20 protein-coding genes are annotated in these 18,620 nt (G+C 56.4%); 7 read left to right on the forward strand and 13 right to left on the reverse strand.

The annotated features are described in order from the left end of the window. The first annotated feature begins 3 nt into the window (after positions 1-3). Positions 4-849, forward strand: a complete 846-nt coding sequence (gene pstA / locus ACYCZJ_RS08750; RefSeq protein ID WP_461553846.1) for a phosphate ABC transporter permease PstA — start codon at positions 4-6, stop codon at positions 847-849. A 22-nt stretch (positions 850-871) separates the two neighbouring features. Beyond that, on the forward strand, positions 872-1,645 hold the full coding sequence (gene pstB, locus ACYCZJ_RS08755; RefSeq protein ID WP_461553847.1) for a phosphate ABC transporter ATP-binding protein PstB: 774 nt from the start codon (positions 872-874) through the stop codon (positions 1,643-1,645). A gap of 12 nt (positions 1,646-1,657) precedes the next feature. Here the strand turns inward: pstB and glmM are convergent, their stop codons facing one another. The 4 genes from glmM to ACYCZJ_RS08775 all read right to left on the reverse strand — a co-directional run bounded on the left by glmM (position 1,658) and on the right by ACYCZJ_RS08775 (position 6,500). After that, on the reverse strand, positions 1,658-3,019 hold the full coding sequence (glmM, locus tag ACYCZJ_RS08760; RefSeq protein WP_461553848.1) for a phosphoglucosamine mutase: 1,362 nt from the start codon (positions 3,017-3,019) through the stop codon (positions 1,658-1,660). Beyond that, the gene (gene folP / locus ACYCZJ_RS08765) at positions 3,012-3,806 is read right to left on the reverse strand and encodes a dihydropteroate synthase (RefSeq protein ID WP_461553849.1); all 795 of its coding nucleotides are present in this window, start codon (positions 3,804-3,806) and stop codon (positions 3,012-3,014) included. Before folP ends, glmM begins: the two co-directional genes overlap by 8 nt. A gap of 104 nt (positions 3,807-3,910) precedes the next feature. Further along, positions 3,911-5,815, reverse strand: a complete 1,905-nt coding sequence (ftsH, locus tag ACYCZJ_RS08770; RefSeq protein WP_461553850.1) for an ATP-dependent zinc metalloprotease FtsH — start codon at positions 5,813-5,815, stop codon at positions 3,911-3,913. Positions 5,816-5,855: 40 nt separating this feature from the next. Continuing rightward, positions 5,856-6,500, reverse strand: coding sequence for an RlmE family RNA methyltransferase (locus tag ACYCZJ_RS08775; protein ID WP_461553851.1), 645 nt, complete (start codon positions 6,498-6,500; stop codon positions 5,856-5,858). A 36-nt stretch (positions 6,501-6,536) separates the two neighbouring features. On the opposite strand from ACYCZJ_RS08775, the gene yhbY reads away from it, so the two are divergent. Continuing rightward, positions 6,537-6,833, forward strand: a complete 297-nt coding sequence (gene yhbY / locus ACYCZJ_RS08780; protein WP_461553852.1) for a ribosome assembly RNA-binding protein YhbY — start codon at positions 6,537-6,539, stop codon at positions 6,831-6,833. Positions 6,834-6,837: 4 nt separating this feature from the next. Here the strand turns inward: yhbY and ACYCZJ_RS08785 are convergent, their stop codons facing one another. From ACYCZJ_RS08785 to ACYCZJ_RS08810, 6 genes are all read right to left on the reverse strand, one after another. Further along, positions 6,838-7,293: a DUF4149 domain-containing protein gene (locus ACYCZJ_RS08785; protein ID WP_461553853.1), complete on the reverse strand. Its 456-nt coding sequence runs from the start codon at positions 7,291-7,293 to the stop codon at positions 6,838-6,840. 3 nt (positions 7,294-7,296) lie between these two features. Then, a complete protein-coding gene (gene greA / locus ACYCZJ_RS08790) occupies positions 7,297-7,773 on the reverse strand; it encodes a transcription elongation factor GreA (RefSeq protein WP_461553867.1) in 477 nt (158 codons plus the stop codon). A gap of 20 nt (positions 7,774-7,793) precedes the next feature. After that, the gene (gene carB, locus ACYCZJ_RS08795; protein WP_461553854.1) at positions 7,794-11,003 is read right to left on the reverse strand and encodes a carbamoyl-phosphate synthase large subunit; all 3,210 of its coding nucleotides are present in this window, start codon (positions 11,001-11,003) and stop codon (positions 7,794-7,796) included. 3 nt (positions 11,004-11,006) lie between these two features. Continuing rightward, complete coding sequence (gene carA, locus ACYCZJ_RS08800) at positions 11,007-12,140, reverse strand: glutamine-hydrolyzing carbamoyl-phosphate synthase small subunit (protein ID WP_461553855.1); 1,134 nt, start codon at positions 12,138-12,140, stop codon at positions 11,007-11,009. A gap of 112 nt (positions 12,141-12,252) precedes the next feature. Next, on the reverse strand, positions 12,253-13,065 hold the full coding sequence (gene dapB / locus ACYCZJ_RS08805) for a 4-hydroxy-tetrahydrodipicolinate reductase (RefSeq protein WP_461553856.1): 813 nt from the start codon (positions 13,063-13,065) through the stop codon (positions 12,253-12,255). Further along, on the reverse strand, positions 13,062-13,532 hold the full coding sequence (locus ACYCZJ_RS08810; protein ID WP_461553857.1) for an outer membrane protein assembly factor BamE: 471 nt from the start codon (positions 13,530-13,532) through the stop codon (positions 13,062-13,064). The genes dapB and ACYCZJ_RS08810 overlap by 4 nt, the downstream gene beginning before the upstream one ends. A 76-nt stretch (positions 13,533-13,608) precedes the next feature. On the opposite strand from ACYCZJ_RS08810, the gene fur reads away from it, so the two are divergent. Continuing rightward, positions 13,609-14,037, forward strand: a complete 429-nt coding sequence (gene fur, locus ACYCZJ_RS08815) for a ferric iron uptake transcriptional regulator (RefSeq protein WP_461553858.1) — start codon at positions 13,609-13,611, stop codon at positions 14,035-14,037. A gap of 101 nt (positions 14,038-14,138) precedes the next feature. Here the strand turns inward: fur and recN are convergent, their stop codons facing one another. The 3 genes from recN to ACYCZJ_RS08830 all read right to left on the reverse strand — a co-directional run bounded on the left by recN (position 14,139) and on the right by ACYCZJ_RS08830 (position 17,114). Further along, positions 14,139-15,791 carry a DNA repair protein RecN gene (gene recN, locus ACYCZJ_RS08820; RefSeq protein WP_461553859.1) on the reverse strand — a complete coding sequence of 551 codons (1,653 nt, stop codon included), beginning with the start codon at positions 15,789-15,791 and terminating at the stop codon, positions 14,139-14,141. Beyond that, positions 15,792-16,664 (reverse strand): NAD kinase, encoded by an 873-nt coding sequence (locus ACYCZJ_RS08825; RefSeq protein WP_461553860.1) that lies wholly within the window; start codon positions 16,662-16,664, stop codon positions 15,792-15,794. A 69-nt stretch (positions 16,665-16,733) separates the two neighbouring features. Further along, positions 16,734-17,114, reverse strand: coding sequence for a tautomerase family protein (locus ACYCZJ_RS08830; protein ID WP_461553868.1), 381 nt, complete (start codon positions 17,112-17,114; stop codon positions 16,734-16,736). Between the two features lie 262 nt (positions 17,115-17,376). On the opposite strand from ACYCZJ_RS08830, the gene ACYCZJ_RS08835 reads away from it, so the two are divergent. From ACYCZJ_RS08835 to ACYCZJ_RS08845, 3 genes are all read left to right on the forward strand, one after another. Then, on the forward strand, positions 17,377-17,652 hold the full coding sequence (locus ACYCZJ_RS08835; RefSeq protein WP_461553861.1) for a type II toxin-antitoxin system Phd/YefM family antitoxin: 276 nt from the start codon (positions 17,377-17,379) through the stop codon (positions 17,650-17,652). Between the two features lie 146 nt (positions 17,653-17,798). Further along, positions 17,799-17,936, forward strand: coding sequence for a hypothetical protein (locus ACYCZJ_RS08840; RefSeq protein WP_461553862.1), 138 nt, complete (start codon positions 17,799-17,801; stop codon positions 17,934-17,936). 53 nt (positions 17,937-17,989) lie between these two features. Further along, the coding region (locus ACYCZJ_RS08845) for a helix-turn-helix transcriptional regulator (RefSeq protein ID WP_461553863.1) at positions 17,990-18,620 on the forward strand (631 nt) is incomplete at its 3' end.

The raw sequence follows: 18,620 nt of genomic DNA on the forward strand, positions 1-18,620 counted from the left end.
TGCATGTTTTCCCTCTACGCACGGCGGCAATTCGCCAACAAGTTCAATTTGATCGCTTCGCTTGCGACCATGCTGATTGGCCTGTCAGCACTGGCATGGATACTATGGACATTGCTGACCTATGGCTTGGGTGGTGTAAGCATTGATATGTTTACCAAATCCACGCCCCCCCCAGGCAGTACCGGTGGACTTCTCAATGCCATTGTCGGCAGCTTGCTGATGACCATGGTCGCCACCCTGGTTGGCACGCCGATCGGCATTCTGGCAGGCACTTATCTGGCTGAATTCGGTCAACGTGGCTGGCTGGCACCGACCACCCGCTTCATCAATGACATTCTGCTCTCAGCACCATCCATCGTCATCGGTTTGTTTGTCTATGAGGTTTATGTGGTAAGCACCGGGCATTTCTCTGGTTGGGCCGGCGCATTTGCACTATCCCTGATCGTCATACCGGTAGTGGTACGTACGACTGAAAATATGCTTAAACTGGTTCCCAACAGCTTACGCGAGGCGGCAGCCGCACTGGGCGCTCCACATTGGAAAGTAATCACCATGGTGACATGGCGCGCATCCAAAGCGGGCATATTGACAGGAATTCTGCTGGCTATTGCACGCATCAGCGGCGAAACCGCGCCTTTGCTGTTCACGGCATTGAACAATCAATTCTGGAGCACCAACATGAATAAACCCATGGCCAACTTGCCGGTGGTGATTTTCCAGATGGCCATGAGTCCCTACGATGATTGGCACAAACTTGCCTGGGCGGGCGCGCTGCTGATTACGACGGCCGTGCTCGGACTCAGTGTCGCCGCGCGCATTCTGTTCCGTCAGCAATCCTCTTCCCATTAAGTTTTATACACGGAATCACTACATGAGTCAGAGCATGGAACACAACGCAAAAATCAGTCTGCGCAACCTGAATTTTTATTATGGCAAATCGCATGCCCTGAAAAACATCAATCTGGATATACCCGAACGCCAGGTGACTGCCTTTATCGGACCTTCAGGTTGTGGAAAATCCACCCTGCTGCGCACCATGAACCGCATGTACGACCTCTATCCAGGGCAGCGTGCCGAGGGTGAAATATTGCTGGACGGGCAGAATATCCTGGAAAAAGGTGCGGATCTCAATAAACTGCGCGCCCGGGTTGGCATGGTGTTCCAGAAGCCAACCCCCTTTCCCATGTCGATATACGACAATATTGCATTTGGCATCAAGCTGTATGAGAGCATGGGACGTTCAGACATGGATGAACGTGTGGAATGGGCACTCAAAAAAGCCGCCCTATGGAATGAAGTAAAGGATGTTCTGAACCGCAGTGGAAATAGTCTGTCTGGAGGCCAGCAACAGCGTCTGTGCATCGCACGCGGCATCGCAGTCAAGCCTGAAGTGTTATTGCTGGACGAACCCGCTTCGGCGCTCGACCCGATTTCCACCGCGCGTATTGAAGAGCTGATCCACGAACTTAAAACCGACTACACCATTGCCATCGTCACTCACAACATGCAGCAGGCGGCGCGGGTTTCCGATTTCACCGCCTACATGTACCTGGGTGAAATGATTGAATTCGGCAAGACCGATCTGGTATTTACCAATCCGAAACAGCAAGCCACTGAAGACTACATTACCGGGAAATTCGGTTGACCAGATCAGTTATTAGCTCGAAGGCGCTACCTGACGCACTGCCTGGGCGATATGCTCAGCCTGTAGCTGTGCCTGATCCGGGCAAGTACTCTCAACCATAACACGGATCAACGGCTCGGTTCCTGAAGCGCGCAATACAATCCGTCCGTCATTACCCAAAGCGCTTTCAGCATCCCCGCAGGCCTGCTGGACAGCAGCGTGATTGAGATCAAAACCTTTAGTGACCTTCACGTTCAGCAGCACTTGCGGGTAAAGTTTGAGATCGGCGGTGTATTCTGCCAGCGAAGTACCACAATCACGCAAGGCATGAAGTACCTGCAGTGCCGAGATGATGCCGTCACCTGTGGTGTGTTTGTCCAGACACAACACATGACCGGACGTTTCTCCGCCCAGTTGCCAGCCATTCTGCTGCAGCAGTTCAAGTACGTAACGGTCTCCCACCTTGGCGCGGGCGAACGGGATATTCAAACGTTCCAGCGCGTGCTCCATACCCAGATTAGTCATCAAGGTACCGACCACACCACCCTTCATATACCCCACTTCCAGACGATGTTTGGCAATGGCATAAACCAGTTGGTCGCCATCGAAAATCGTGCCATCGGCATCCGCCATCATCAGTCGATCGCCATCGCCATCCAGCGCAATGCCGAAATCAGCACGATGACGGCGCACCGCAGCATTCATCGCACTCGTATGCGTTGCACCGCATTCACGGTTAATATTGAAGCCATCCGGGTGATTGCCAATGGGAATGACTTCTGCGCCCAACTCGTGCAATACATGGGGGGCGACATGGTAAGTCGCACCGTGCGCGCAATCCAGCACAATGCGTAGACCACGCAAATCCCGATCAAATGGAAAGGTGCTTTTGCAAAACTCGATGTAGCGTGCAGCCGCATCTTCGATGCGCTTGACACGCCCCAAGCCTCTGGACGGCATGGTTTCCATCGGTTTATCCACGAGCGCTTCAATAGCCAGCTCGGTCGCATCCGGCAATTTTGCTCCGGTAGCAGAAAAGAACTTGATACCGTTGTCTTCAAACGGGTTATGCGAGGCGGAAATTACTACCCCCGCCTGCAGGCGCAGCGCTCGCGTCAGATAAGCCACCGCGGGCGTCGGCATGGGTCCTACCAGGCGTACATCGACGCCTGCCGCGCACAGGCCAGCCTGCAGTGCTGCCTCAAGCATATAACCTGAAATACGCGTGTCTTTCCCGATCAGGACCACCGGGTTTTCTCCCGCTGCCAGGCCCGAGGTATTGGAAGCCAGTACTTTTCCTGCCGCATAGCCCAAACGCATGACAAAATCCGGCGTGATCGGGTTATCCCCTACCCGGCCACGGACGCCGTCGGTACCAAAATATTTTCTACTCATCACACCCCTCCACTGCCTGAATTATTTTTAAGGCATCCTGACATGCGGCCACATCGTGAACCCGCAAAATACGCGCACCCCGCATGACAGCCAGCACATTTGCCGCCAAGCCGGCATATTCTCGCCGGCCGACTTCCCGATCCGTAATCTTGCCAAGCATGGTTTTGCGCGAAATACCCGCCAGTATCGGCACTTCCTGAGTAATACGGTCAAGATGACGTAAAAGTTTAAGATTATGCGCCAATGACTTTCCAAAACCGAAGCCCGGATCCACCACAATGCGTTCGCGCGCAATGCCGGCATCCATCGCTGCCGCAATCCGTGCGGCAAGAAACGCCGCAACCTCGGTGATGACATCATCGTAACTCGGATTGAGTTGCATCACCTGCGGCTCACCCTGTTTGTGCATCAAACACACAGCCGTATCGCCCGATGCAACCGCCTGCAATGCGCCTGGCGCCTGCAAAGCATCAATATCGTTGATCATGTGCGCGCCTGCTGCGATGGCTGCGGTCATGATTTCGGGTTTACGTGTATCCACTGACAATACCGCGCCGCAGCCGCGCAAAGCATCGAGTAACGGCAGCACCCGGTCCATCTCCTGCTGCAGCGGCACCCACTGGGCACCGGGGCGGGTAGATTCACCTCCGATATCAATGATCGCGGCGCCCTCTGCAATTAACTGCCAGGCATGTTCCACCGCATGATCAATATGCGTATACCGGCCACCGTCGGAAAATGAATCCGGGGTGACATTGAGTATTCCCATGATACGGGGGGTAGCCAAGTCAAGCTGAATAGTGCTGCAGTGCAGAATCATCGCAAATGAAACAAAAAAGCCAGGGGCTGCATTATAGCCCCTGGCTGGTGTGACTTACCTGTCGAATGTAATCAGGCTTCTTGTGCGGGTGCTGCAGCAGGTGCGGGTGGCGTTGCCGGAATACCACCCTGGGGCGGGTTAGGCGGACTCGCGTTGACACTGGGGGATGGCTTGGGTGGTCGCGGCGGCTGGCCTTTCATGATATCGCCGATCTGCTCCGAATCAATGGTTTCCCATTCCAGCAGCGCATGCGCCATGGCTTCAACCTTGTCACGGCTGTCTTCAAGGATTTTGCGCGCCAGCGTGTACTGCTGATCGATAATTCGACGGATTTCCATATCCACCTTTTGCATGGTGGCCTCGGATACATTCTTGTGCGTTGTCACACTTCGCCCAAGGAATACCTCTCCATCGTTCTCACCGTATACCATGGGGCCCAACGCATCCGACATACCCCATTGGGTCACCATGCGCCGCGCCATTTCCGTAGCCCGCTCGAAGTCGTTGGAAGCGCCCGTTGTCATGTGGTTCATGAACACTTCTTCAGCGATACGACCACCAAACAGCACCGAAATATTTTGCAGTATCTGTTCACGATCCATGCTGTAGCGGTCTTCGGTAGGCAACTGCATGGTCAGCCCCAAGGCACGTCCGCGCGGGATAATGGTGACCTTATGCACCGGATCGGTCTTGTCCAGCGTATAGGCCACAACAGCGTGACCCGCCTCATGATAGGCAGTATTGCGACGCTCGATTTCAGGCATGACCATGTTTTTGCGTTCAGCGCCCATCATGATCTTGTCTTTGGCATGCTCGAAATCGTCCATATCCACCAGGCGCTTATTACTTCGCGCAGCGAACAGCGCCGCTTCGTTTACCAGATTGGCCAAATCGGCGCCGGAAAATCCCGGCGTGCCGCGCGCCAGAATATCGGCGCGCACATCCGGCGCCATCGGAATCTTGCGCATATGCACCAGCAAAATCTGTTCGCGGCCACGAATATCAGGTAATGGAACCACGACTTGGCGGTCAAAACGGCCGGGCCGCAGCAAAGCCGGATCCAGCACATCGGGGCGGTTGGTAGCCGCAATCACGATAACGCCTACGGAAGCTTCGAAACCGTCCATCTCGACCAGCAACTGGTTCAGCGTCTGCTCACGTTCATCGTTGCCGCCGCCCATGCCTGCGCCACGCTGGCGACCGACCGCATCGATCTCGTCAATGAAAATGATACAAGGAGAGTGCTTTTTAGCCTGCTCGAACATATCCCGCACACGCGCTGCACCGACACCCACAAACATCTCGACGAAATCAGAGCCGGAAATACTGAAAAACGGCACTTTGGCTTCACCCGCAATGGCCTTGGCGAGCAGCGTTTTACCTGTACCCGGGCTACCCACCATCAGTATGCCGCGCGGAATACGTCCGCCCAGTTTCTGGAATTTGGACGGATCACGCAGAAACTCGACCAGTTCGGAAACTTCTTCCTTGGCTTCATCACACCCTGCCACGTCGGCAAAGGTAATCTGATTGGTGGATTCATCCAGCATGCGCGCCTTGCTCTTGCCGAACGAGAACGCGCCGCCCTTGCCGCCACCCTGCATCTGACGCATGAAGAATATCCACACGCCAATCAGGAGCAGCATTGGAAACCAGGACACGAACAGGCTCATCAGGAACGAGGGTTCCTCTTCCGGTTTTGCCTGGATTGCGACGCCATTCTTGAGCAAATCGGAAACCATCCAGGGGTCAGAAGGGGCGTAGGAAGTGAATTGCTTGCCATCACTTTTCACACCTTTCAGCACATGGTTGGAGATCACCACTTTGGTAATTTCACCTTGCTTCACTTCCTGGATGAATTGCGAGTAGTCCATTTGCGACTGCGCAGTCTGACGTGTGGTGAATTGATTGAATACCGTCATCAGCACCAAAGCCACAACCAGCCAAATGGCAATATTTTTAAACATGTTATTCACGTAACGCTCCTGTGAGCAGGTAAAAATTGCGAGTTTAAACTCATTCTAAACCGAATCCGGTACCACTGCCAGCATTTGGCAGCCTGCTTTTCCCGAGTAGATATACTTCACTACTGCGATCTCGCGAGGCGCGTGGTTTGCGTGTTACAACCTGCCCGAACTGACTTCGCATCGCCTTCACATATTCCTGAAAACCTTCGCCCTGAAAAGTCTTGACCAGCAAATCACCACCAGGTTTCAAATGATGGCAGGCAAATTCCAGCGCCAGTTCGCATAAATGCATGCTGCGCGCTTGATCGGCGCTGGCAACACCACTCATATTGGGTGCCATATCCGAAATTACAAGGTCTGGCAGCCGCCCCGCCAGCACTTGCTTCAACTCCATGAGCGCCGCCTCGCCGGTAAAATCACCCTGAATGAACGTCACCCCGGCAATCGAATCCATTTCCAGCAGATCCAGGGCGATGACCTTTGCGCCCAGTTTCGCGGCTATCTGCGACCAGCCACCGGGGGTTGCGCCCAGATCCACCACCAGCATGCCCGGACGAAGCAAATGATCGCGCGTATTGATTTCGTCGAGCTTGAACGCAGCGCGGGAACGATAGCCATGTTGCTTGGCCAGCTTCACATAAGGATCATTCACATGCTCGCGCATCCAGGCTTTGCTGGTTCTACTTGGCTTCATCGGCTAAAATCCGGGTTTGCTTTAGAAATGGCCATCATGATCACCCTCAATGCACTGCAACGCCGTTATTTGCGCGGACAAGCCCATCATCTGCATCCTGTTGTCATGATCGGAGATGCCGGACTGACCGACGCGGTCATGCGTGAAGTGGACATTAATCTGAAAAGCCACGAACTCATCAAGGTCAGGGTATTCGGAGATGACCGCGATAATCGCATTGCAATGATGGAAAAAATCTGTACCGACCTGGGCGCAGCACCGGTTCAACATATCGGCAAGCTTTTATTGATTTACCGCCCGGCGGCCAAACCAAAAATCAGCCTGCCAAAGTAAGCGATCAGCGGTTATTCTGCTTGAAAATCAATACCAGTCCCAACAAACTCTGCACCAGATAAACGATACTGGATACGCCATGCCAGCGTGCGAAACGGTCACGGAAGATGCTTTCCATGACCGCCTGCGGCATGGCACGCTCCTTGAGACTTTCCATGATGGGCTGAATACCGAAATGGGTCGCCAGAGTCAGCAGCAACATGACCAGCACTACCCAGAAAAACGCCTGTTTGAACGCACGGCCACCAAACGCAGCCAGACGCTGAATAATCAAATAAACCGCACAAGCGATACTGACATACGCCATGACGGCAAACATATGCCCGGCCAGGTTGCCAGCCAGCTGTTTGTCGGCCAGATGGGTGAACAGTACTGGCGCGGTAACGTAGCCGATCGCCCACAAACCGCCTACCCAAAAGGTAACGGCGATGCGGGCAAGCGCTTCAGGCAGGTTTTTCATGGCCTATACGTAACTCACATCCAGCACTTCGTATTGGCGCACACCGCTGGGGGCCTGCACATCGGCGGTATCGCCTGCACTTTTGCCAATCAATGCTCGCGCAATCGGTGAACTGATGGATATCTTGAATTGCTTGATGTCGGCTTCATCGTCCCCGACGATCTGATAAGTCACAGTGGTGCCGGTTTCAAGATCTTCCAACTCGACGGTTGCACCGAATACGACGCGTCCGTCCGCATCCACCTCTGCAGGATTGATGATCTGGGCCGAGGACAGCTTGCCTTCCAGGTCGGCAATACGTCCCTCGATAAAACCCTGTTTTTCCTTGGCAGCATCGTATTCAGCATTTTCAGACAAATCACCCTGCGCGCGCGCCTCCGCAATGGCGGTAATCACCGACGGGCGCTCTATGGTTTTCAAACGATGCAGTTCCTGGCGCAGCATTTCTGCGCCTTTGACTGTCAAGGGAATCTTGCTCATTGCACTCATATACTTAATCCTTATCGGGCAGGTAATTGCCGATGCAATCCCTGCAGGTCATAAACATTCAGCTCGCTCATCGCCTGCATTCCGATACAGGCGGCGCGTGCCCCGGCCAGCGTGGTGTAGTAAGTAACGCGTTGCGCCAGTGCGACACGGCGAATTTCCACCGAATCGCGCACGGCACGTTTGTCGTCTACCACGTTGACGATCAGGCTGATCTCGTTGTTTTTAATCATGTCTACAATATGCGGACGCCCCTCGGCTACTTTATTGACAATGGTCACTGCCAGCCCGCCAGCAGCAAGTGCCGTTGCCGTGCCACGTGTTGCGAGTAGCGTAAAGCCCAGATTGATCAACTGTGCGCCGATTTCGACGACTTTTTCTTTATCCGCATTGCGCACACTGATGAAAGCTGCACCACCCTTGGGAAGCTTCACGCCCGCCGCCAGCTGCGACTTGACAAAGGCCTCGCCGAAACTGGCGCCAACGCCCATGACTTCACCCGTGGACTTCATCTCCGGCCCCAGCAAGGTGTCCACGCCCTGGAATTTGGCGAAGGGAAATACCGCTTCTTTTACCGAGAAATAGGGCGGCACCACTTCTTTTTCAATCCCCTGCTCAGCCAGGCTGCGCCCTGCCATGCAGCGCGCGGCTACTTTGGCAAGCTGGATACCGGTGGCTTTGGACACGAACGGCACGGTACGCGAAGCGCGCGGATTGACCTCAAGCACGTACACCGTATCACCCTGTAGCGCGAACTGCACGTTCATTAGTCCAACTACATTGAGCGCACGTGCCATGGCGACCGTCTGACGACGGATTTCATCCTGGATTTCAGCCGACAGACTGTAGGGCGGCAATGAGCACGCCGAATCACCCGAATGCACGCCAGCCTGTTCGATATGTTCCATGATGCCGCCGATGAGCACCTGTTTGCCGTCGCTGATGGCGTCCACATCCACTTCAATGGCATCGTTGAGGAAGCGATCCAGCAGTACCGGCGAGTCATTGGAAACCTTGACGGCTTCGCGCATATAGCGCTGCAAATCAGCTTCCTCACGCACGATTTCCATGGCCCGGCCGCCCAGCACATAGGAGGGGCGAACCACCAGCGGATAACCGATTTCCGCCGCCAGGCGAAGCGCTTCATCGGCGGAACGGGCGGTACGGTTAGGCGGTTGCTTCAAGCCCAGTCCTACCAGAAGCTGCTGAAAACGTTCGCGGTCTTCGGCACAATCAATCATGTCCGGTGTCGTGCCGATGATCGGCGTGCCAAAAGCCTCCAGATCGCGCGCCAGTTTGAGCGGGGTCTGCCCGCCATATTGCACAATCACGCCGACCGGCTTCTCGATACGTACGATTTCCAGTACATCCTCCAGTGTTACCGACTCAAAATACAGCCGGTCGGAGGTGTCATAATCGGTGGATACCGTTTCCGGGTTACAGTTGACCATGATGGTCTCGTAACCGTCCTCGCGCATCGCCAGTGCGGCATGGACGCAACAGTAATCGAACTCGATACCCTGTCCGATACGATTCGGCCCGCCGCCCAGTACCATGATTTTCTTGCGGTCGCTTGGCTGCGCTTCGCATTCTTCCTCGTAAGTGGAATACAGATAGGCGGTGTGGGTGGAAAACTCGGCCGCACAGGTATCCACACGTTTGTATACCGGATGGATGCCCAGCGCCCAGCGCTTTGCCCGCACCGCGTGCTTGTCGCAGCCCAGCAACCTTGCCAGCCTGCGGTCGGCGAAGCCATTGCGCTTGAGATGACGTAATTCATCTGCACCGAGGTCGCCCAGCGTGCGGCCTTTGAGTGCCGCCTCGTCTGCCACCAGGGCTTCGATCTGTACCAGGAACCACGGGTCGATTTTGGTAAAATCGAATATCTCATCCAGGCTCATGCCGATACGGAACGCATCCGCTACATACCAGATACGCTCAGGCCCCGGATTGCCGATTTCCGCTTCGATCACATCACGATCTGTGGTGATTTCGTCCAGCCCGTCCATGCCGGTTTCCAGTCCGCGCAACGCTTTCTGGAAAGATTCACGGAAGGTCCGGCCAATGGCCATCACCTCGCCTACCGACTTCATCTGGGTAGTCAGGCGGTCGTTGGCCTGCGGGAATTTCTCGAAGGCAAAGCGCGGTATCTTGGTGACGACGTAGTCGATGCTGGGCTCGAACGAAGCCGGCGTCGTACCGCCGGTAATGTCATTTTTCAGCTCATCCAGCGTATAACCCACCGCGAGCTTGGCGGCGATCTTGGCGATGGGAAAGCCGGTCGCCTTGGACGCCAGTGCCGAGGAACGCGAAACCCGCGGGTTCATCTCGATCACTACCATGCGTCCGTCCGCAGGGTTGATGCCGAACTGCACGTTGGAACCACCGGTCTCGACACCGATCTCGCGCAGTACCGCGATCGAGGCATTACGCAGAATCTGGTATTCCTTGTCGGTCAGCGTTTGCGACGGCGCCACGGTAATGGAGTCGCCGGTATGCACGCCCATCGGATCGAGGTTTTCGATGGAGCAGACGATGATGCAGTTGTCGGCGCGGTCGCGCACTACCTCCATCTCGTATTCTTTCCAGCCGATCAGCGACTCCTCGATCAGCAGTTCCCGCGTGGGTGATGCTTCCAGACCACGCTCGCAAATGGCGATGAATTCTTCGCGGTTGTAAGCAATGCCACCGCCGGTGCCGCCCATCGTAAAGGACGGACGAATAATGGTGGGAAAACCCATCACCGCCTGCACCTGCAAGGCTTCTTCCATACTATGCGCAATGGAGGAGCGTGGCGAGGCAAGCCCGATACGGGTCATCGCCTGCTTGAATTTCTCGCGGTCTTCTGCCATGTCGATGGCGTCGCGCGAAGCGCCGATCATCTCGACGCCGAATTTTTCCAGCACGCCGTGTCTGGCCAGATCGAGCGCGCAGTTCAGCGCAGTCTGCCCGCCCATGGTCGGCAGCAAAGCCTCGGGCCGCTCTTTCTCGATGATTTTTTCCAGCGCCTGCCAGGTAATCGGCTCGATGTAGGTGACATCGGCCATCTCCGGGTCGGTCATGATGGTGGCCGGGTTGGAGTTCACCAGGATCACCTTGTAACCCTCCTCGCGCAACGCCTTGCAAGCCTGCGCGCCGGAATAATCGAACTCGCACGCCTGGCCGATGACAATTGGGCCGGCGCCGATAATGAGGATGCTATGGATGTCAGTACGTTTCGGCATGGCTTAACGGTGGGCTTTCTGCATCATGGCCACGAAGCGGTCAAACAGATAACCGACGTCATGGGGGCCGGGGCTGGCTTCAGGGTGGCCCTGGAAGCTGAACGCCGGTACATCGGTACGTGCAAAACCCTGCAGCGAGCCGTCGAACAGGGAAACATGGGTCACGCGCAGGTTGGCGGGAAGCGAGTCGGCATCCACCGCAAAACCATGATTCTGGCTGGTGATTGCCACGCGTCCCGTGTCGAGGTCTTTTACCGGATGGTTAGCGCCATGGTGACCGAATTTCATCTTGATGGTTTTGGCACCGGAAGCCAGCGCCAGCAACTGGTGTCCGAGGCAAATACCGAAAATCGGAATGCCGGTCGTCACCAACTCGCTAAGTGCAGCAATGGCGTAATCACATGGCTCGGGATCACCCGGGCCGTTGGACAGGAAAATACCGTCCGGCTTGAGCGCCAGCGCCGCTTGTGCGCTGGCCTGGGCGGGCAGCACAGTCAGCTTGCAGCCACGTTCGACCAACATGCGCAGGATATTGCGTTTCACCCCATAATCGTAGGCAACCACATGGAACGGCATGTTGTCCGGCTTGGCGTAACCATTACCCAATTGCCATTCGCCTTCTTCCCATGGGTAGGCGCTACTGCAGCTGACCACTTTGGCGAGGTCCATTCCAGCCAGACCGGGAAAACCGCGCGCCTGCGCCAGCGCCTCGGCTTCATCGACATGCCCGGCCATGATGCAGCCGGACTGCGCGCCCGTCTCGCGCAGGATGCGGGTGAGACGACGCGTATCAATATCGGCGATGGCAATGACATTTTCAGCCACAAGATAATCGGACAAAGATTGCGTGCAACGGAAATTACTGGCCACTAGCGGCAGATCACGTATTACCAGGCCCGCCGCATGAACCCTGTCGGCTTCCACATCCTCGGCATTAACGCCAGTATTACCGATGTGGGGATAGGTAAGCGTGACAATCTGGCGAGCGTAGGACGGGTCGGTCAGGATTTCCTGATAACCGGTCATGGCGGTGTTGAACACAACCTCGCCCACAGTAATACCTGATGCTCCAATGGCTACGCCGCGGAAGACGGAACCATCGGCAAGCACCAGAATGGCGGGTTGAGCGTGCGGCAAGGGAGTACTCCGGTATAAGACTTACACGAAGAGGCGGGCCGGGTTTTCACCCGCCCGCCTCTGAAATATGTGTGTCATTTTAGCCGAAAGCGGCCTCGAACTCAATGCAAGTTCAGCGCAGGCCGAGCACGTCCTGCATATCATACTGTCCGGCGGGGCGCTTCGCCAGAAAACGCGCGGCCCGCAACGCCCCCTGTGCAAAGGTCATGCGGCTGGATGCCTTGTGGGTAATTTCGACGCGTTCGCCAATGCCGGCAAACATCACGGTATGGTCACCAACGATATCCCCACCGCGTACCGTGGCAAAACCGATGGTCGACGGCTGACGCTCGCCGGTCACGCCTTCACGGCCATATACCGCGCATTCGGACAAATCGCGCCCGAGCGCATCGGCCACCACTTCGCCCATGCGTAGCGCCGTACCGGACGGCGCATCCACTTTGTGGCGATGATGCGCTTCAATGATTTCGATGTCGTAACCTTCGTTGAGCACCTTGGCCGCGATTTCCAGCAACTTGAAAGTGAGATTCACGCCCACGCTCATATTCGGGGCAAATACCACGCCGATATCCTGGCCGGCGGCGGCGATCGCCTGTTTTTGTTCGGCAGAGAAGCCCGTCGTGCCGATAATCATATTCACACCCAGTTTGCGGCACTGCGCCAGATGCTGGAGCGTGGCCTCAGGGCGCGTGAAATCGATCAGCACATTGGCTCCCGTCAAAGCTGCTGCCATGTCATCGCTAACCATAACCTCTGCCGGCCCGCCCAGCACGCTCGCATCACGGCCTGCAAACGGGCTGCCGCTACGTTCCAACGCACCATGCAGCACGCAATCCGGTGCTAGCGCAACCGCCTCCAGCAACACCCGGCCCATCCGTCCGGAACTGCCCGCGATAACAACTTTAATCGGTGTGGCGATGCTCATTTTCCACCTGCAACGGGTTCGGCAGGCGTCGTGACAGCATCGGGGACCGGTGCCGCAACAGCGGGGGTATTCGCGTCAGCGGGCGCTGTTTCATCGGTGGTCAGCGCGGTGTTGATATCCACTTCCTTGCCGTCATTCTTCACTTCCACAATACGCTTTGCCAAATCGCCATCGAAATACACGGCGACGCGGCGTTTGGTGATCAGCTTGCCGGCTTTTTTATCGATATAGACATAATCCCAACGACTGGTGTGGAACATATCCTTCACCAGGGGTGTACCCATAATGAAGCTTATTTGCGCACGGGTCATACCGATTCTGAGCTTGGCCACATTCGTGCTATCCACATAGTTACCCTGCTGGATATCGATTTTATAAGGCGTCAGGGATGGCATGGAAAAGGACGGCATGCTTTTGCAACCAGCCAGTGCAAGGCTGGCTATGAAAATCAGGATCAAGGCGCGCATATTTTAGTCTGGAGTTTGCAAAGCAAAATAAAGGCACTATGATAGCTCAGATAACCTGCACGAGACACTCCCCATCATGAGCGACCCCAGCGATCTGAAAAGCATCGGCCTCAAAGCCACTCTGCCCCGACTGAAAATCCTCGATTTGTTCGAGAGTTCGGAAAAACGCCACCTTAACGCTGAAGAAGTTTATCGCCTGCTGATTGCCGAAGATATCGATATCGGCCTTGCCACCGTGTACCGTGTATTGACCCAGTTCGAACAGGCCGGACTGCTGATCCGCCATCATTTCGACAGCGACAAAGCCGTTTACGAACTCAATAGCGGCGGGCATCACGACCATCTGGTGTGCATACAATGCGGACGTGTGGAAGAGTTTTTCGACGAGGAAATCGAGCGCCGCCAGAAAAAAGTCGCCGCCCAGCGCGGCTTTACCATTCACGATCACTCACTGCATATTTACGCGGACTGCACGAAAAGCACGTGTCCGCATAAATCCAAATAATCCTGCTGCACCATCTTCAAGGCAAAGCCATCACCTTGAACGATTCGATCCACAACTTCAATCAATACTTGCCTGCTACGGGGACGGGTAACGACGGACGATCAGGCGTTCAGCATCTCGGCTGCGTGTTTGCGCGTGGTGTCGGTAATGGTGACCCCACCCAGCATGCGGGCAATCTCATCCACGCGCGCTGACGCATCCAGCACTGCGATATGGCTCGCCACGCTGCCCGCCCGCACCACCTTGCTGACTTGCAGGTGCTGTTGACCGCAGGCGGCCACTTGCGGCAGGTGCGTAATACATAAAACCTGGCGGCTGCCGGACAGGTTTTTAAGCAGCGTTCCCACAATTTCTGCCACGCTCCCTCCGATACCCACATCAACTTCGTCGAAAATCAGGGTCGGCACGCCGGCCATCTGGCTGACCGCGGTTTGCAGCGCCAGGCTGATACGCGACAACTCGCCACCCGACGCCACCTTGGCCAGGGCTTTTGGTGCCGTGCCCGCGTGCGGCGCAACCATGAACTCGACCTGTTCCAGACCATGCGCATTGCCTTCCGGAAGCGGCGTCAAATTGATCTCGAATGCACCGCCAGCCAGGGCCAACTGCTGTATGGATAAGGTCACGCTGGTTGCCAGTTTCCTGGCTGCCCTGGCACGCCCGGCACTGAGCTTTCCTGCATGAGCAAGCCACTGTTCGCGCGCGGCATGGGCTGCCTGTTCCAGTGCCAGCGGATCGGCCGTTGCGCCGAGTTCGCCGAGTCGGGTTTGCGCATTGCTCAACAGTTCGGGGATCTGCTCCACCTTGACGCGATATTTACGCGCCGTATCAAGTACAAGCTCAATACGCGATTCGACTTCCTTCAATCGAGCCGGGTCGGCTTCAAGGTGATCCAGATAACGGCGCAGGCTGTGCGTGGCCTCCTGCAACTGGAGAACGGCGGATTCCACCAGCTCGCAGGTCGGCTGCAGGTCAGCATCGTATTCCGCCAGGCTCATCAGCCGCGCGCTGACTGCGCCGATCTGCTGTTCGGCAGCCGCCTCACCTTCCGACAGATTATCCAGCGCCAGGCCCACGCCCTCCAGCAGACTGGCGGCATTGGCCAGGCGGCGATGCTCTGCCTGCAGTTCGCCCCAGCCCGCCAATGTAAATTGAAGCGCGTCCACATCCGTGACCAGCCATTGCAGGCGCTCGCGTTCGGCGTCGAGCTCGCTGCTGTTGTCACGCAGCGCGTTAAGCCGGTCGTGCAGTTCGCGCCAGTGGCGATAAGTATCGGCCACCTGCCGCGCCAAGGCTTGCAGGCCGCCGTAACTGTCGAGCAGATCGCGCTGGGCGGCTGTTTTGAGCAGCGACTGATGCGCGTGCTGGCCGTGAATATCGACGAGAAATTCACCCGCCTCACGCAACTGCTGTGCGGTCACACTGCGGCCATTGATAAAACAACGCGAGCGGCCATTGTTGTCGATCACTCGACGCAGCAAACAGGCGGTTTCGTCATCCAGCGCATTTTCGGTCAACCAGGCTTGCAGGCCGGGCAAGGCGCTGCTATCGAAGTCGGCGCTAATGTCGGCACGGGCCGCTCCCTCACGGATCACGCTGGCATCGCCGCGTCCGCCCAGTGCCAGCGCCAGCGCGTCCACCAGTATGGATTTACCTGCACCAGTCTCGCCGGTCAGCACAGTAAACCCGGCCTCGAATTCAATCTCGAGCGCGTCCACGATGACAAAATCCCGCAAGCTGAGTTGACGTAGCATTTAAAGCTGGGTACCCCAGTGCAGCTTATGCCTGAGCGTAAAGTAGTAGCTGTAATTTTTGGGATGCAGCAGGCGCATGGTCTTGGGTGCGCGGGTGACCAGGATGCGGTCGCCTGGCTCGACATCAAAATGGCGCTGTCCGTCAAAGTAGACGCGCGCATCGCGTGCATCGATCAGGCGCAACTCGATTGCGGAGCGGCTGTTTACCGCAATTGGTCTGGCCGACAGGGTATGTGCGCAGATGGGCACCAGCACGAGCGCTTCCAGCGTGGGATGCAGAATCGGCCCGCCCGCAGATAGCGCATAGGCGGTAGAGCCGGTAGGCGTGGCAATCACCAGGCCGTCGGAGCGTTGGCGATAAACAAAATCACCGTCAATAAACACCTCGAATTCTATCAACCGCCCGCTACTGGCTTTACTCACCACTACATCATTGAAAGCACACGCATCAAACACCTCTTCGCCATCACGCACCACCCTGGCATTCAGCAACAGGCGCTGCTCGGCTACATATTCGCCATCCAGGATGGCATCCATGCTTTCGAGCATCGTTTCTACCGGCACATCGGTCAAAAAACCCAGATGCCCCTGGTTGACGCCAACCAGCGGGATGTCGTCCTTCACCAGGATGCGTGCAATGGACAGCATGGTACCGTCGCCACCCAGCACCACCGCCAGATCCGCACGCGTGCCCAGCCCGGCCAATTCGGCTATCGGGTAAACATCGCTGCCGATATGCTCTGCGGTATTGCGCGCAATCAGCACATCATGGCCGCGATCATTCAGATAGTCTGCCAGCCGCAACAGCGCTTCGCCAATTTCAGGACTATCGTATTTGCCCACCAGGGCGATGGTTTGAAAGGTTTCAGACATGAACTGAATTATAGCGGCGGGCTTTGGGTATTGATACAGTCTGGCAGCAACTGGCTGACCGGCAGCATCTCAAAGAACCTTGCCCTTGATGTACCGGAACTCCTGGGTGGCGCCTTCATAACCCCAGGAATCCGCTCTGACTTCATGGATGACGATATAGCTCGCTGGATCAAGATTGCCCAGAACCGGCTCGAAGGCAGCGAATACTTTTTGAACATATTCGGCTTTCTGATTTTTTGTGTTGGTTCCTTCAGTAATCTTGATATCGAGGTAGAAAGTTGCCAAACCCTGTGATGCGACGGAAGTGCCGCCTATGAACCACTCGTTGGCCGCCACATACTCGACCGCAACCGAGGTGAGTTCTCTCTTTTTTCCCAGTACATCAGCCGTGAATTCGGTAAGGAAAGCTGCAATCCTGCTCGTCGTTTCGGCAGATTTCGGAGCGCTGATTGTTGCGGGGTGGAATCACGACGCTCATGCCTTGAGCGAGTTGCGTTCGGATACACCGTACCCATTTCCCCGTCCGCCCATACGGAGCAATCCATGAACCCCCCAGCAAGGCAGCAACCCGCACCGCCCGGTATGGGCCTCGACTTTACCCTGTTGAACTTCCCGTCAGGCCTGAATCCAGTTTCCAGCCCGGCACTTGAATTGCATTCAATTAACGAGACGACTAGCATGGCTATAATTTACTGTGCATGAAGAAGCCGACATGAGTGTCAATACCGCCGAGTTCAAATCCAAGTGCCTGAAACTGATCGACCAGGTTGCCTCCACCCACGAACCGCTGGTGATCGCCAAACACGGCAAGCCCATGGTCAGGCTGGTGCCCCTTGAGTGCGAAACTCCGGCCAGCCTGTTCGGCTACATGAAAAACACCGGCCAGATTCTGGGTGACATCGTGGAGGTACCCCATGAACCCTTTGCTGCCGAAAGCGGAGAAGAGGACCGCCTCTACGCCGATTTAAAGCTCAAGAAAAAGGCTTGAAATGGGCAGTCTGCTCCTGGATACCCACGTCTGGCTCTGGCTGGCTTTCGGCACCCCTGAAAAAATCAAGACAAGCACACGCAAAGCACTGGAACAAGTCAGCCCGGACGAACCGCTGCTCATCTCGATCATTCCTGGGCCTGCCCATGACAGTGGAAGCCTGGATCGAACGCGCCCTGGATCGCCGCGCTTGCCACTGCCCGCAGCGAGATGTGCTCGTCACTCACGACAAGAAAATTCTCGACTATGGCACCGCCGGACACGTCAAAGTTCTGCCGACCTGATCGGCCACCGGCAAATTTGCCAATCACCCCGGGTTTGAAGTGAGCAAGCCACCTTGAGCAAACCCGACGACCTCTACCGGCTGCATCGCCTGCTCGATGGGCGGCGCAGCACCATCAGCCGCCAGGCATTGATGGACGAACTGGCAATTTCCCGCTCCAAACTCACCCGCCTCATCACTGACCTGCGCAACCAGCTCGGCGCGCCCCTCATCTTCGACGCAGCATATAACGGCTACCGCTATGACACCGCAGACGGGCGCCACCCCCTGCCCGGCCTGTGGTTCACCAGCGCGGAACTCCATGCCCTCATCACTCTCAATCACCTGCTGCAAACCCTTCAACCCGGCCTGCTGGATTCCGCACTCGCGCCCATCCGTACCCGCATCGACGCGCTCCTCCAAACCGAACACCTCGGCAGCGGCGAAGCGCACAAGCGCATCCGCATCCTGGCCATGGCCGCCCGCGCCAAAGACCTGCGCCATTTTCAAATCGTCGCCGGCGCCGTACTGCAACGCAAACGGCTCATCATCCAGTATTACAACCGCGACCGCAGCCAAACCAGCGAACGCGAAATCTCGCCCCAACGGCTCACCCACTACCGCGACAACTGGTACCTCGATGCCTGGTGCCATCAGAAAAAAGGCCTGCGCATCTTCGCCGTCGAATGCATCCGCCAGGCAACCA

The organism is Sulfuriferula sp. (assembly GCF_054605375.1).